This is a genomic window from Streptomyces spectabilis (genome assembly GCF_008704795.1).
Taxonomy (GTDB): domain Bacteria; phylum Actinomycetota; class Actinomycetes; order Streptomycetales; family Streptomycetaceae; genus Streptomyces; species Streptomyces spectabilis.
The window spans coordinates 6,524,755-6,538,819 of the sequence record NZ_CP023690.1; the positions used below are offsets into that span (position 1 = coordinate 6,524,755).

The 14,065-nt window shown below is 71.2% G+C and carries 14 protein-coding genes; 5 read left to right on the plus strand and 9 right to left on the minus strand.

What is annotated here, in order from left to right; all coding sequences use genetic code 11:
- Nucleotides 1-52: 52 nt before the first annotated feature.
- The 6 genes from CP982_RS28790 to CP982_RS28815 all read right to left on the minus strand — a co-directional run bounded on the left by CP982_RS28790 (nucleotide 53) and on the right by CP982_RS28815 (nucleotide 5,777).
- Nucleotides 53-679, minus strand: a complete 627-nt coding sequence (locus tag CP982_RS28790) for an XRE family transcriptional regulator (RefSeq protein ID WP_260422927.1) — start codon at nucleotides 677-679, stop codon at nucleotides 53-55.
- A gap of 267 nt (nucleotides 680-946) precedes the next feature.
- Nucleotides 947-1,777, minus strand: coding sequence for a carbohydrate ABC transporter permease (locus tag CP982_RS28795; RefSeq protein WP_150513128.1), 831 nt, complete (start codon nucleotides 1,775-1,777; stop codon nucleotides 947-949).
- Nucleotides 1,777-2,583 (minus strand): carbohydrate ABC transporter permease, encoded by an 807-nt coding sequence (locus CP982_RS28800; RefSeq protein ID WP_184925252.1) that lies wholly within the window; start codon nucleotides 2,581-2,583, stop codon nucleotides 1,777-1,779. The genes CP982_RS28795 and CP982_RS28800 overlap by 1 nt, the downstream gene beginning before the upstream one ends.
- Before the next feature lie 95 nt (nucleotides 2,584-2,678).
- On the minus strand, nucleotides 2,679-4,043 hold the full coding sequence (locus tag CP982_RS28805) for an extracellular solute-binding protein (RefSeq protein WP_150513130.1): 1,365 nt from the start codon (nucleotides 4,041-4,043) through the stop codon (nucleotides 2,679-2,681).
- Nucleotides 4,044-4,165: 122 nt separating this feature from the next.
- On the minus strand, nucleotides 4,166-4,357 hold the full coding sequence (locus CP982_RS28810) for a hypothetical protein (RefSeq protein WP_150513131.1): 192 nt from the start codon (nucleotides 4,355-4,357) through the stop codon (nucleotides 4,166-4,168).
- Between the two features lie 97 nt (nucleotides 4,358-4,454).
- Nucleotides 4,455-5,777 (minus strand): cation:dicarboxylate symporter family transporter, encoded by a 1,323-nt coding sequence (locus CP982_RS28815; protein WP_150515759.1) that lies wholly within the window; start codon nucleotides 5,775-5,777, stop codon nucleotides 4,455-4,457.
- Between the two features lie 322 nt (nucleotides 5,778-6,099).
- Here CP982_RS28815 and CP982_RS28820 point away from each other — a divergent pair, with 322 nt between their 5' ends.
- Together CP982_RS28820 and CP982_RS28825 are read left to right on the plus strand one after the other, a co-directional pair.
- On the plus strand, nucleotides 6,100-7,770 hold the full coding sequence (locus CP982_RS28820; RefSeq protein WP_150513132.1) for a sensor histidine kinase: 1,671 nt from the start codon (nucleotides 6,100-6,102) through the stop codon (nucleotides 7,768-7,770).
- On the plus strand, nucleotides 7,767-8,456 hold the full coding sequence (locus CP982_RS28825; protein ID WP_150513133.1) for a response regulator: 690 nt from the start codon (nucleotides 7,767-7,769) through the stop codon (nucleotides 8,454-8,456). The genes CP982_RS28820 and CP982_RS28825 overlap by 4 nt, the downstream gene beginning before the upstream one ends.
- Here the strand turns inward: CP982_RS28825 and CP982_RS28830 are convergent.
- Together CP982_RS28830 and CP982_RS28835 are read right to left on the minus strand one after the other, a co-directional pair.
- Nucleotides 8,432-8,653: a DUF397 domain-containing protein gene (locus CP982_RS28830; protein WP_150513134.1), complete on the minus strand. Its 222-nt coding sequence runs from the start codon at nucleotides 8,651-8,653 to the stop codon at nucleotides 8,432-8,434. The two genes, CP982_RS28825 and CP982_RS28830, sit on opposite strands and share 25 nt — an antisense overlap.
- Nucleotides 8,654-8,657: 4 nt before the next feature.
- A complete protein-coding gene (locus CP982_RS28835; protein WP_150513135.1) occupies nucleotides 8,658-9,539 on the minus strand; it encodes a helix-turn-helix domain-containing protein in 882 nt (293 codons plus the stop codon).
- Between the two features lie 177 nt (nucleotides 9,540-9,716).
- On the opposite strand from CP982_RS28835, the gene CP982_RS28840 reads away from it, so the two are divergent.
- Nucleotides 9,717-10,151, plus strand: a complete 435-nt coding sequence (locus tag CP982_RS28840; protein ID WP_229878473.1) for an ATP-binding protein — start codon at nucleotides 9,717-9,719, stop codon at nucleotides 10,149-10,151.
- A gap of 7 nt (nucleotides 10,152-10,158) precedes the next feature.
- Here the strand turns inward: CP982_RS28840 and CP982_RS28845 are convergent, their stop codons facing one another.
- Nucleotides 10,159-11,550, minus strand: a complete 1,392-nt coding sequence (locus CP982_RS28845; RefSeq protein ID WP_150513136.1) for an NsdA family TPR-like regulatory protein — start codon at nucleotides 11,548-11,550, stop codon at nucleotides 10,159-10,161.
- 264 nt (nucleotides 11,551-11,814) lie between these two features.
- Here CP982_RS28845 and CP982_RS28850 point away from each other — a divergent pair, with 264 nt between their 5' ends.
- Nucleotides 11,815-13,581, plus strand: coding sequence for an asparagine synthetase B family protein (locus tag CP982_RS28850; protein WP_170316502.1), 1,767 nt, complete (start codon nucleotides 11,815-11,817; stop codon nucleotides 13,579-13,581).
- 28 nt (nucleotides 13,582-13,609) lie between these two features.
- Nucleotides 13,610-14,047 (plus strand): NUDIX domain-containing protein, encoded by a 438-nt coding sequence (locus CP982_RS28855; RefSeq protein WP_150513138.1) that lies wholly within the window; start codon nucleotides 13,610-13,612, stop codon nucleotides 14,045-14,047.
- The last annotated feature ends 18 nt before the right edge of the window (nucleotides 14,048-14,065 follow it).

A 14,065-nucleotide genomic window follows, 5' to 3' on the forward strand; every position in this document is an offset into this window, starting at 1 on the left:
TCGGAGCCGCTAGCACTTCTCTTCGGCGACTAGAACGTTCTATCCAGAGGTTTTATAGATGTCCCGGGACCAGGGGCCAGAAGTGGTCGAGGACCCGGTCGAGGAAGTCGCGGCCCGCGTGGCCGGAGGCGTCCGCGCTCGCGCCGCCGCCCCAGCTCAGGGTCCGGACCATCCGTGACTGGTACTCCTCGTGCAGACGGCGCAGCGGGCCCTCGACGGTGCGCTTGTCGACGGCGAGGAGCTTGCTGACCGGGCGCACGTACCCCTGCCAGCGGGTCGTCACCGCGCTGCGCAGCAGCTCCGCGAGCCGGTCCGCGCGGCCGGTGACCGCGATGAAGTCCGGCAGCGTGAGCCGGAGCGTGTGCGCGAGGGCGGCCGACTGCCGGTCGCTGCCGCGCCACTGGTCGGTCTCCTCCATGCGCAGATACGCCTGGAGCTCCACGCCCGCGCCGCGCGCCACGTCCTCCGGGGCGAGGGCGCGTGCCAGGCGGTGCTCGCGCAACGTCCGCGGGGCGCCCATGAGTTCGCCGGGCGAACACCACAGCGTGGCCGCGAGCGCGGTCAGCTCCGCCGCGGTGGGCGTGGCCAGGCCCCGCTCCCACGCGCTGACGGTGTCCGCGGTGATGTGGGTCAGGCCGTAACCGGCCCGCATGCCGTAGGCGACGTGGCCGGGCGCCATGCCCAGCGCCTCGCGCAGCCGGCGTGCGGCGGGGAAGTCGAAGGGCGGGGTGGGCTGGCTCGCTTGCACGGGGCACACGGTAGGGGGACGGGGGCCGGACGACTACGGTGTGTTCCTACGAGGCTACGGCTCGGAGAAAGACACACCCCTCGGCGCGCTCTTTTGTGCGCCCCTGCGCCGCCCCGGCGGTCGACCGACGACGGTGCCGCACCGAAGATCAAGCCCGTCCGGCGCTTGAGGACGAGGCGCGGAGCGCCGATGCCGCCGTCACCCCTTCACCGCGCCGCCCAGGGCGAAGCCGCCGCCCAGCCGCCGTGCGATCAGGACGTACAGCAGGATCACCGGCGTCGAGTAGATGAGGGAGAACGCCGCGAGCTGGCCGTAGACGATGGCGCCCTTGCTGCCGAAGAAGTCGTTGATGCTGACCGCGGCGGGCATCTGGTCGGGGGAGAGCAGCAGCATGAACGGGACGAAGAAGTTGCCCCACATCAGGACGAAGGAGAAGACGGTCACGACGGCGACGCCCGGCCCCATCAGCGGAAGGACGATGCGGACGAGGGACTGGAGCGGCGAGGCGCCGTCCGTCCAGGCGGCCTCCTCCAGCTCCTTGGGCACGCCGTCCATGAAGTTCTTCATCAGCCAGATGGCGAACGGCAGTTGGGACGCCGCGAAGAAGAAGATCGTGCCCTGCATGGTGTCGATGAGGTCGACGCGGACGAACAGCGCGTACACCGGGACCATGATGGCGGTGACGGGCAGGCTCGTCGCGAACAGGATCGTCAGCATGAACGGCCGGTTGAGCCGGGAGGAGTAGCGCGACAGCGGGTAGGCCGCGAGGGCCGCGCTCACCACCGTCAGGAGCGTGCCGCCGCCGCACAGCAGCAGGCTGTTGAGCATCGGCGTGAAGGTGATCTCGTCGGTGAGGACCGCGTCGAAGTTGTCGAGCGTGAAGCCGTCCGGGCTCTTCACGCCCACGTCGGCCTTGGGGTCGACGGCGGAGAGCAGCACCCAGGCGAGCGGCACCGCGAAGGCCGCCGCCACCGTGAGCAGACCGATGTCGGCGGCGAGTCGGCGGCTGCGGGCGCGGCGTGCGGACATCAGACCTCCGTGCGCAGCAGGCGCATGTAGACCAGCGAGAACAGGGACCCCACGAGGAGCAGGAGCAGCGCCACCGCCGTGCCGTAGCCGATCATGCTCTTCTGGAAGGCCTGCTCGTACATGAACAGCGGCAGGGTCTGGCTGCGGTTGCCGGGCCCGCCGCGCGTCATCACCCAGATGAGGCCGAAGACGGAGAGCGTCTGGAGGGTGTTGAGCATCAGGTTCGTGCCGATGGAGCGGCGGATCATCGGCAGCGTGATGTGCCACATCCGGCGCCAGCCGCTCGCCCCGTCGACCTCCGCGGCCTCGGTGACCTCCTTGGGGATCTCGCTGAGCGCCGCCGAGTACACCAGCATCGAGAAGGCCGTGCCCCGCCACATGTTGGCGAACGACACCGCGAGGATCGGCAGTGTGAACAGCCAGTTCTGGGACGGCAGATGGAGGACGTCGAGGACCGCGTTGAGCGTGCCGTCGCGGCGGAAGAAGGCGTACAGGAGGAAGCCCGCGACGACCTCGGGCAGCACCCAGGCCGTGATGACGACGGCCCCGGTGACGGTGCGCACCGCCTTGGACGCCCGCCGCATCAGGACGGCGAGCGCCAGGCCGAGCGTGTTCTGGCCGACGACCGACGACAGGAAGGTGAAGACGAGCGTCAGCCAGACCGCGTTGAGGAAGTCCTCGTCGTCGAAGGCCGTACGGAAGTTCTCGAAGCCGACGAAGCTCTCGTGCGCCTGGCCGGTCAGCTGGAGGTCGGTGAAGGCGATGTACGCGCAGTAGCCGATGGGGCCCGCGAGGAACAGCGCCATCAGGACGACGGCGGGGGAGACGGGCAGGGCGCGGCCCAGGGAGCGGACCAGGCGCTTGCGGCGCGGCGCCGGCGCCGGGGCAGCCGCCGGGGCAGTCACCTCTCGATCACCTTGCCGTCCGTGGCCGACCTGACCTCGTCGTCGTAGCCGCTCGCCGCGCCGTCCACGGAGTCGTCACGCGTGGTGACCTTCTCCATGGCCTCCTGCATCGCGGTGGAGACCTTCGGGTACGCGGGGTAGGCGGGCCGGTAGTGGGTGGCGGCCACCAGGTCGGTGAAGAAGCGGATGCCGGGCTGGGCCTTCACGTACTCCGGGTCCTCGGCGACGTCCTCGCGCACGGAGATCCCGGAGTTGGCGATGTACCACCTCTTGGCGTTCTCTTTCGTCTGCATCGTCTCGATGAACTCGAACGCCAGGTCGGGGTTGCCCGCCTTCGCCGGGATCGCCCAGGTCCAGCCGCCGGACATGCTGACCTTGCCCGGGGCCTGGCCGTGCTGCGTGGGCATGGCCGCGAGGCCCAACTCCTTGGACCAGTCGGGCCATTCGTGCCCCGAGCCCTTCAGCCAGTCCTGCGGCAGCCAGGAGCCGTCGAGGTTGATGGCGAGCTTGCCCTTGGGCAGGAACTCGCCGCGCACGCGCGTGGCCATGTTCGGATCGAGCGCGTCCTCGACGTCCGGGCCGAGCTTCTCCTTGTAGACGGTCTCGACGAACCTGAGCGCGTCCTTGAAGCCCTTGCTGCCCACGACCCACTTCTTGGCCTTCGGGTCGTACACCGGGTCCTTGCCCGTGCCGTACAGGAGCATCTCCAGGCCCTGCATGGCGGAGGTCTCGCCGCCGGGCTTGCCGGTGTACACGTTCAGCGGCACGACACCGGGCACCTTCTCCTTGACGGTGCGGGCCGCGTCCAGGACCTCGGCCCAGTTCTTCGGCTGCCAATCCTGCGGCAGGCCCGCCTTCTTGAAGACGTCCCTGCTGAACCACAGGCCGCGGGTGTCCGTCCCGTCCGGCACGCCGTACGTCCTGCCGTCCTCCGCCCGCGCCGCGGCCTTGGCCGTGTCGATGAACTTCGGCCACTCCTTCCACTTCTCCAGATACGGGTCGAGCGGCTTCAAGTACCCGCTGGTGATGTCGGAGTTGATGAGGAAGGTGTCCTCGTAGACGAGGTCCGGCGCGGTCTTCGGGGAGCGCAGCATCTGCTGCACCTTCGTGTAGTACTCGGCGTCCGGCGCCTTGATCGGCACCAGCTTCACCTTCTTGCCCGGATGCGCCTTCTCGAACTGCTTCTTCATGGCCTCCAGGTAGTCGTCCATCACCTGGATCTGGTTGTCCATGGACTGCTTGTACGACACCTTCACGGTGTCCGGGTCGTCGCCGGAGCCGCCGCCGCACGCGGTGAGGGCGCCGGCGGCGAGTACGGTCGCGAGGAGGAGAGGGGCGGAAGCGGTGGGGCGCACGGGCACGACCTCCTACGGTCCGGCGCGGCCGCGCTGCCTGCCGCGCGCGGCCGCTGCCCGGTGAACGTAAGCGCTTGCTGGAAGCAAGGTCAATGCCCTTGCAGGGGCGTGGCGGGCCCGCCGCGCGCTCAGCGGTGCAGCCGGGCCGGGAGGTCGTCCCACTGCGGGCCGAGGCGGTAGTGGGAGGTGTGCACGCAGTCCGGGCACACGTACTGCGTGCACCAGCCGCCGCCCCGGCACCGCACCTCGCCCACGGGTATCGGGGCGGTGGTCCAGTGGCCGCAGACGCCGAGCACTCGGTCCGGGAGAGCAGTACGCATGAGGGTGGTCAGCTCCTCTGAAGTCGTATCGCCGGCCCCCGGACCGCGGGGGTCCGAGGGCCGGCGCGCATCACCTGGGGGGCACCGCCGCGAGGGCCTAGGCCTTCACCGGGGCCTTCTCCAGCGGCACCTGCTCGGGCACGGCCTCCGCCGCCGGAGGCGCCCCGTGTTCGTCGTCGACCAGCGTGCGCTCGTCGAAGGGCAGCTCGCCGTCGAGCACGAGGGCGACCCGCTCCCGGTCGACCTCCTTCGTCCACGTGCCGATGAGGAGCGTGGCCACCGCGTTGCCCGCGAAGTTGGTCAGCGCGCGGGCCTCGCTCATGAAGCGGTCGACGCCGATGATGAGGCCGACGCCGTCGACGAGCGCGGGCTTGTGGGACTGCAGGCCGCTGGCGAGGACCGCGATGCCGGAGCCGGAGACGCCCGCCGCGCCCTTGGAGGCGATCATCATGAAGAGGAGCAGGGAGATCTGCTCGCCCACGCCCAGCGGCTGGTCCATCGCGTCGGCGATGAAGAGCGAGGCCATGGTCAGGTAGATCATCGTGCCGTCGAGGTTGAAGGAGTACCCGGTCGGCACGGTGATGCCGACGACGGGGCGGCTCACGCCCAGGTGCTCCATCTTCGCGATGAGCCGCGGCAGCGCGGACTCCGACGACGAGGTGGAGAGGATGAGCAGGAACTCCCGGCCCAGATACCTCAGCAGCTTGAAGAGGTTGACCCCGGTGACCAGGCGCAGCAGCGTGCCAAGCACGAGCAGGATGAAGAGCGCGCAGGTGACGTAGAAGCCGATCATGATGGTGGCAAGGGCCTTGAGCGCGTCCGTGCCGGTCTCGCCGATGACGGCGGCCATCGCGCCGAACGCGCCGATGGGCGCGGCCCACATGATCATGCCGAGGATGCGGAAGACCAGCTTCTGGATGTGCCCCACCCCGCGGAGGATCGGCTCGCCCGTGCGGCCCATGGCCTGGAGCGCGAAGCCGACGAGGAGTGCCACGAGCAGGGTCTGGAGGACCTCGCCCTGGGTGAAGGCGGAGACCATCGTCTTCGGGATGATGCCGAGCGCGAAGTCGACGAGGCCCTTGTCCGCCTCGTCGGCCGCGTCGTGGCCCGCGGCCTTGTCCGACGTGGTGAGGTCCATGCCGGAGCCGGGGTGCAGGATGTTGCCGACGACCAGGCCGATGGCCAGGGCCACCACCGACATCGCGACGAAGTAGGCGAGGGCGAGCCCGCCGACCTTGCCGACCTTCGCGGCCTGCCGGACCGAGCCCACGCCGAGCACGATCGTGCAGAAGATGATCGGCGAGATCATCATCTTGATCAGGTTCACGAAGCCGGTACCGAGGGGCTTGAGCTCCTTGGCGAAGTCCGGCGCGATGAAGCCGACCGCGATGCCGATGAGCACGGCCCCGATGACGGCGATGTAGAGGTAGTGGGTGCGGTCCCGCTTCGCGGGGGGCGCGGGCGGGGTGTCCGGCCCCGCGGCGTACGGCCCCGCTCCGGTCCCGGCGGCGCCCGCCGCCGTTCTGTCATCTGCCACGGTTGCCTCCTTGGGCGACTACGACCTCTGCGTCCTCGCGAGTCGTGCGGCTCACGTCCTGGCGATTCCGGGTGACTATCTCCCGGGGTGTGAGGGCGGTCACCCTTGCGTTCATTGAGTTCGCGCGCCGGAGCGCTGGGAGCCGCCGGGGGCCGTCGCCGATGTTCCTTTAGGTCAGGCGCGTACGGCGATGCAGACTTGCACCATGTCCCAGGCCTCCCGAGCGCCCCGCCGACCGCGGGCTCCGCGCGCCCCGCGCAGCCTCGCCGGTCAGCTCTTCGCCATGCAGGTGGTCCTGGTGGCGGTCGTGGTCGCGGGCTGCGCCCTGTTCACGTACCTCAGCGACCGGCACCAGGCGGAGGAGGCGGCCCGCCGCCAGGCCACGGCGGCGGCGCGCGCGGTCGCGGACTCGCCGTCGGTGCGCGCGGCGATCCGCGGGGACGACCCGTCCCGCGCGCTCCAGCCGTACGCGTCCCGGGTGCAGCGGGACACCGGCGTCGCCTTCGTCACGATCATGGACAGGCGCGGCATCCGCTGGACCCACCCCGACCCGGCCCGCATCGGGCAGCGCTTCCTCGGCCACCGGGCGGAGGCGCTGCGCGGCCAGACGTTCACGGAGACGTACACGGGCACGCTCGGCCCCTCCGTGCGCGTGGTCACGCCCATCCACGACGGCGGCCGGATCGTCGGCCTGGTCAGCGCGGGCATCACCATCGACGAGATCACCGCGAAGGCGCGCGGCCAGCTCGTGGCGCTCCTCGGCGTCGCGGCGGCGGCCCTGGTGCTCGGCGCGGTCGGCACGTACGTCATCAACGCGCGCCTCCGCCGCAGCACCCACGGCATGAACGCGGCCGAGCTGAGCCGCATGCACGACTACCACGAGGCCGCGCTGCACGCCGTGCGCGAGGGCCTGCTCATGCTCGACGGACGGCGGCGCGTGGCCCTGATCAACGACGCGGCCCGCGAGCTGCTCGGCGCGGACGAGGGCGTCGTCGGCGCGTACGTCACAGACCTCGGCCTGCCCGCGCCGCTGACCGGCGCGCTGCTCGACGCGGCGCCGCGCGTGGACGAGGTGCACCTGACGGCGGACCGGGTCCTCGTCGTGAACACCTCGCCGGTCTCCGGCGGCGACCGCAAGGGCACCGTGGTCACCCTCCGCGACCACACCGAGCTCCAGGCCCTCACCGGCGAGCTGAACTCCGAGCGCGGCTTCACCCGCGCCCTGCGCTCCCAGGCCCACGAGGCCGCCAACCGGCTGCACACCGTGGTGTCCCTGATCGAACTGGGCCGCGCCGACGAGGCGGTGGAGTTCGCCACGGCCGAGCTGGAGCTGGCCCAGGCCCTCACCGACCAGGTCGTCGCGGCCGTCAACGAACCGGTGCTCGCGGCCCTGCTCCTCGGCAAGGCGGCCCAGGCCAACGAGCGCGGCGTCGAGCTGGTCGTCTCGGACGACACCAGCGTCGACGACGGCGAGCTGCCGAGCGCGCTCGCGTCGCGCGACCTCGTCACCATCCTCGGCAACCTCATCGACAACGCCGTCGACGCGGCCCAGGGCTCCCCGTCCGCCCACGTCACCGTGGCCGTCCTCGCCCGCCCCGACTCCCTGCTGCTGCGCGTCACGGACACCGGGCCCGGCGTCCCCGAGGTCCACCGCGAGGCCATCTTCACCCGGGGCTGGTCCACCAAGTCGCCCGACGGCCGCGGCCTCGGCCTCTCCCTGGCCCACCAGGCGGCCGTGCGCAACGGCGGGACACTGACCGTGGCCGAACCCCCGGCGGGCGGCGCGGAGTTCACCGCCACGCTGCCGCTCACGCCCCCGCCCGCCACCACCGCGCCCCGCGCAGCCGCCGGGCACCGAGAAGGGGCCCAGAGATGACCGCGCCAGAGCCGATCCGCGTCCTCGTCGTCGAGGACGACCCCGTCGCGGCGGACGCCCACGTCCTGTACGTCAACCGGGTGCCCGGCTTCGAGGCGACCGCGACCGCCCACACCGCGGCGGAGGCGCGCCGCGCGCTCGACCGCGGGCCCGTCGACCTGATCCTCCTGGACCTGAACCTCCCCGACGGCCACGGTCTCGCCCTGGCCCGCAGTCTGCGCGCCGCCGGGCACAAGGCGGACGTCATCGCGGTCACCTCCGCCCGCGACCTGACCGTCGTCCGCGAAGGCGTCTCCCTCGGCGTCATCCAGTACGTCCTGAAGCCGTTCACCTTCGCCACGCTCCGCGACCGGCTCACGCGCTACGCCGAGTTCCGCAGCGCGGCGGGCGAGGCGACCGGGCAGGACGAGGTGGACCGCGCCCTCGCGACCCTGCGCGCCCCGGCGCCCGCCACCCTGCCCAAGGGCCTCAGCGGCCCCACCCTCGAACGGGTCACCCGCACCCTCAGGGACGCCCCGCCCGACGGCCTCACCGCCGCGGCCGCCGCCGACCTCACGGGCCTCTCCCGGATCACGGCCCGCCGCTATCTGGAACACCTGGTCGACACGGGCCGGGCGGCCCGCAGCCCCCAGTACGGCCAGGTGGGCCGCCCGGAACTGGTCTACCGCTGGCTGCCGCCGTCCTGAGCGACCCCGGCCAGAAAGGCCCTCCAGGCGGGAAGCCCGAGGAGCAGGGCGGGGCCTTCGGGGTTCTTGGAGTCGCGTATGCCGACGGCGCCGCTGCCGCTGGGCTGGGGGGTGAGGTCGGCGACCTCTATGCAGTTGTTGCCGGTGCCGCCGCTGTACGACGACTTGAACCAGGTGCTCCTGTGGTGCGTGGTCATCGGCCTACAGCTCTCTGTCTAGTTGGTGCACGAAGTGGGCGGTGTCCTCCGGCGGCAAGGCCGAGGCAACCATGGCGTCGAACCGACGGGTGAAGCGATCCACCTCGCGCGGCTTGTCCGAGGTGGAGACGGCGCCCCACGCGTTGTCGATCTGTACTCGGGGAGGCAGCTGTTCGCCGAGGTGAAGGAGTGCGAAGTCGCTCGCGGATCGATAGCCCGTTCGGAACGGCAGCACTTGAATCGTGACATGGCTCCAAGCCGCGAGCTCAGCGATTTTCGCGTACTGCTCGCTCATGACGTCGGTGCCTCCGACCGGGTAGCGCAGGGCGGCTTCGCCGAGGATGACGTGGAGCCGTACGGGGTTCTCTCGCGTAAGGATCTCCTGACGCTTCATCCGCAACGCCACACTGCTTCGGATGAGTTCGGAGGTGGTCTCCTCGATAGGCTTCTCCACCTCGTGAATGGCCCGTGCGTAGTCTTCCGTCTGCAAGAGGCCGTAGACGAGCGTGGGATGGTACGCCTTCATGCTGCGGGCCTCGGGTTCCAGGCCGACAAAGCCAGGCATTCCGGCGGGCATGAGCCCGCGGTACTGGGTCAGCCAATCCTGGCGGGACGACTCGCGGTTGAGGCTGATCAGCGCCTCGATGACGTCCTCGTCGGTGACCCCGTACTTGCCGAGGAGCTTGCGCAGGTCGCCCACATTGCGGAAGTTCAGATCGCCGTTCTCGATGCGTTGCAGGGATGCCTCGGAGATGCGCAGCCCCTGGGCCGCTTGCCGTCGGGTGAAGCCACCCCCTCGGTCTCCGAGCCCACAGTTCTCGCGCAACTGCCTCAGTTGAAGTCCGAGTTCCAGCCGCTGAACGGTGCGCCCGCGCTTCGCTGCCATGTGCACCACCTGTGTGCTGTCGTACGTGTGACTTGGCTTTGCGTGCCGAGTGTGGCAGCGCATACGCGCAGCGCGCAGCCGCTTGTGCAGAACTGGGCATAGTCCAATTCGCAGCCTGCTGATTAATCAGTCGGCTTTCGATTGAAGTCGAACGCGCAAGGCGGGGAGCGTGGACCCATGACGAACCCCACGGCACCCCCACCCTCGGTCCGGCTCGTGCGGGCCTGGGCCACCTCCTACCCCATGACCCCCGCGGCCGCGGGCCTCGCCCGGCAGGGCGCGCGGGGGCGGCTCGCGGCGTGGCGGTGGGGCGGGGACGTCGACGACGCCGTGCTCGTCGTGTCCGAGCTGGTCGCCAACGCTGCCCGGCACGGGCGCGTCGCGGGGCACTGCCTGTGGCTGCGGCTCGCCGTGGCGGAGGGCGGATGCCTGGTCGTCGACGTGTCGGACCCGGTGGGGGAGTTCCCGGGCTTCGGGGCGGGAGCCCCGGCGGTCACGGGGGAGGGCGGCCGGGGCCTGCTCGTCGTACGCGAACTGGCCCAGGACGTGGGCTGGTTCCCGCGCCAGGGCCAGGGAAAGACGGTCCGCGCACTGCTGCCCGGGACGGGTTGAGCACGGATCAGGCGGTGACGCCGAGCTCCCTGCGGGTCCGCTGGGCGAACTCGCGCACGGCCGGCTCGCGGCGCCAGGGGGTGAGGGCGGTGTTGAACTCGCGGACGTAGTCCTTGGCCCTGCTGGACTGGACGCGGGCGAGGATGTCGACGGACCGGTGACCGAGCCGGAGGCCGTGGTCAAGGTCGCGGGCTTGGAGGTGGGCGGTTCCGACGATGGCGAGCCGCATGCCGACGGAGCGGGTGAACACCCCCGGCTGCATCGCGGCGGCCCGCTGGTTCCAGGCCAGGGCCGCTTTGGGGTTGTTCAGGTCGCGGAAGACCTCGGAGGCGTCCGCGGACAACCGCGCGTGGTGGTAGAAGTCGATCCATCCGGGCTCGTCGCCGCTGTCCTGACGCGCTCGGTCGAGGAGGTCCTCGGAGGAGGCCAGGGCTCGGGAGGCGGCCCGCGCGTCGTTCTCGCGGGCGTGCGCACGGGCTTCGATGAGCTTGGTGAACGCCAGCACTCTGGGGGCGGCCCGGTCCCTGGCCCGGCTGAAGGCGCCCTGGGCCATGTCGATGGCTTCGGAGGTGAAGCCGCGCATGAGCGCCTGCAGGGCCATGGTGGTGAGCACGTAGCAGCCCAGCTGTACGTCACCGCCCGCGCGGGCGAGGCTGAGGGCCTGGATGAAGTGCCGCTGGGCTTCGCTGTGTTCGCCGATGTCGAAGGCGGTCCACCCGGCCAGGCGGGACAGTTCGGCGGTCACGGAGAACAGTTCACGGCCGACCTCGTCGCTGAAGTCGCCTTGCAGCAGCGGGCCCGCGCGGTGGTCGAGGCAGGCGGTGACCGAGCTGGCCTTCCAGTTCCCGCCGCCGTAGCGGGAGTCCCAGCGGCGGGCGTCGTCGGCGGCTTCCCGCAGCTCGTCCAGGTCGGCCCGGCCGACCCGGTGGCTCCCGCGGCGCTCGGCACTGTCGTCGGCGGGGGTGATGAGCCAGCGGGTGACGGGGGTGGCGAAGGCGGAGGCGGCGAAGCCGGATCCGGCCATGAAGTCGCGGCGGTTCACGGATCTCCAGAACGTGGTGGCGGCGCGCACGGCGCCGGCGGGGTCCCTGGGGAAATCCAACCCCACATCCGCGTCGATCGCCGTCGGCTCGCCCATGCCGATGTCCGCCAGGGTGACGGGCCGTCCCAGCCTCTCCGCGATGGCCTGCGCCAGCAGGCGGGGGACCGGCCATTTCGGGGTCATGCCGCGACGGCACCAGTTCGCCACGGACGTGTGTGAGTAGTCGCTCGCCATCCCGGCGGCGTGGGCGAGCTGGTTGATGCGCAGAGCCAGGGACTTGTGGCTCGCGCCGGAGGCCTCGATGAGCCGGGCCAGGTCCATGTTGGGCGGACGGGCCCGGCGGACGGTCGATGCCACGACCTCACCCCTTGCCGGTTTCCGGGAAGGCGCCGACTCGCACAGGCGGCGTGCACGAAGAGCCGTACGCACTCCACACGTTGGGTCATCGAGGGTATTGCCTGATGGGCCCATGAGGACCGCTTCGCGAGTTGTGAGCCCCCCTTGCGAGCCTCCCTCCGTTCGCTGCGGGCAGTTGTGATGAGGGTCCGGGCCGCCGCCGGACGGATCACTCTTCGGTGGCGGCCGCCACGGCACCACCACGCCACCGGGAGTGACCCAGACATGTGTGGAATCGCGGGCCTGGCCGGAGCCGATGCCGCCCGGCATGCCCTGACCGTCGAGGCCATGGGCGCCTCGCAGGCCCACCGCGGTCCGGACGGCACCCTGCACGCCGTCGGCCGGGACAGGCGGGCGGTGCTGTCCATGAACACGCTGCTGATCGCCAACCCGCAGGCGACACCCGGCCCCTACCTCGACCACGCGTCCGGGGTGCTGCTGGCCTTCAACGGGGAGATCTACAACTACCGGCAGCAGGCCAAGGCCTGGGGCATCCGCCTTGACGACTGCGACAGCGATGCGCACGTGCTGCTGCGGGCCTGGATGAAGATCGGCCCGTCCTGCCTGGAGGCGCTGGACGGCATGTTCGCCCTGGCCGTCCACGACCCCCGCGCCGGGAAGCTGTTCCTCGCGCGGGACCGGCTGGGGGAGAAGCCGCTCTACTGGCGACTGGACGGCGGTCGCCTGGCCTTCGCCTCCGAGGTCACCACTCTGACCGGCTACGGACCGGCCCCGCTGGTGCTGCGCCCGGAGATGCTGGGGGTCGAGACGCCGACCGGTGTCGACACTCCGTTCCAGGGCGTTCAACTGCTGGCCCCCGCGGCGCTGCTGACGTTCGATGTCGCCACCGGCTCCTTGACGCAGACCACCTGGTGGTCCCTGTCCGGCTGCGAGCCCTTCGAGGGCACCTACCAACAGGCCCTGGCGACCCTCTCCACCCTGCTGTTCGAACAGATCCCGCTCAGGGCTCCGGCCGGCGACTTCGCGCTGCTCCTTTCGGGCGGCCTCGACTCGGCCGTGCTGGCCCACCTGATGCGGCCGCCGGTCTGCGTCACCATCCGCTACCCGGGCCAGGACCGCCTGGACGAGTCGCGGACCGCCGCGATGATCGCGCGGGACGTCGGCGCCGAACTGGTGGTGGTCGAACCCGGCCCGACCGACTTCGCCACCGCCCTGCCCCACATGACGCGCGCGCTGGACTACCCGATGGGAAACGCGTCCACGTTCTCCGAGTACATGGCCTACCGGAAGATCGCCGGTCTCGGCCTTCGGGTGGTCACCGGCGGGCTCGGACCGGACGAGTTCTTGATGGGCTACGTCCGCCATGCCCTGGTCCTCTTCGGCGCTGATGCGGTTCTGGGGGCCGGGATGGATGCCTACCGACCGCTCGCGGCCAAGCTCACGCACACCGCCGGTCAGGACCTGGAGCCGGCCGAGGCCCTGACCCGGCTCGTCCTGCGCGGCCCCGACCCCGACGGCCGCGTCCGCGACCTGATCACCACGGCCATGGACGGGGCGGGCGGGGACCTGACCCGCGCCCTCACGCTGGCCGATCTGGCGACGGCCTGGCGGCCGCTGGTGCTGACCAGCGACAAGCTCGCCTCCGCCCACGCCCTCGAACGCAGGTCCCCCTACCTGGCCCGCGACGTGGTGGAGCTGTCCTATCGCCTTCCGGAGCAGTACAAGATCCGCCATCCCGCGCAGGGCAAGCGGATCCTGCGGGATGTGGCGAAGGCCCTCGGCCTGCCGCGGGAGGTCTGGGACAGCCGGGACAAGCTCGGCTTCGCCAGCCCCGTCCCGGCCTGGCTGACCGGCCCCCTCGCGGCTTGGGCAGACGCGCGGATCCACACCGCGCTGGTCGAGGCTCCCCTCTCGCTGAGGCCGCTGCTGGAGGCCGGGCTCAAGCGCGGGGGCCGCTTCGACCGCACCCGGACGCAGGCCCTTATGGCAGCGGCCTGGATTGCGGACCGAGCGGTGAGGGACGCCGCGTGATCATCAACTGCCTCACTACGGTGACCGGATGCACCAAGACATCACCCCGGCCCCGGAGCCGTCCACCGCCCGCGGAGCGGTCGCGATCATCACCAACCGCCGTGGCGAACTCCTCCTCCATCTGCGCGACGACCTGCCGCACATCGCCTGGCCCCACCACTGGAGCCTGCTGGGCGGCGGGACCGACCCGGGCGAGAGCCCGGCCGAGACGATCGTCCGCGAACTGGACGAGGAAGCCGGCCTGGCTGCCGAGGAGCTGACCGAGCTCTTCGAGATCCGTGACGAGCACGGCTCCGGCCAGACCCTCACCGTCTTCGCCGCCCACTGGGACGGCGACGAGAGGCAGTTGCCGCTGGCCGAAGGCGTCAAGCTCCAGTTCTTCGCCCCCGAGCACCTCGACATCCTCACCATCCCCCCGTTCATCAGGGACGCGATCCACCGCCATACGGCCGCTGAGCCCGCCTGACTCTGCCTCTGGTGGGGT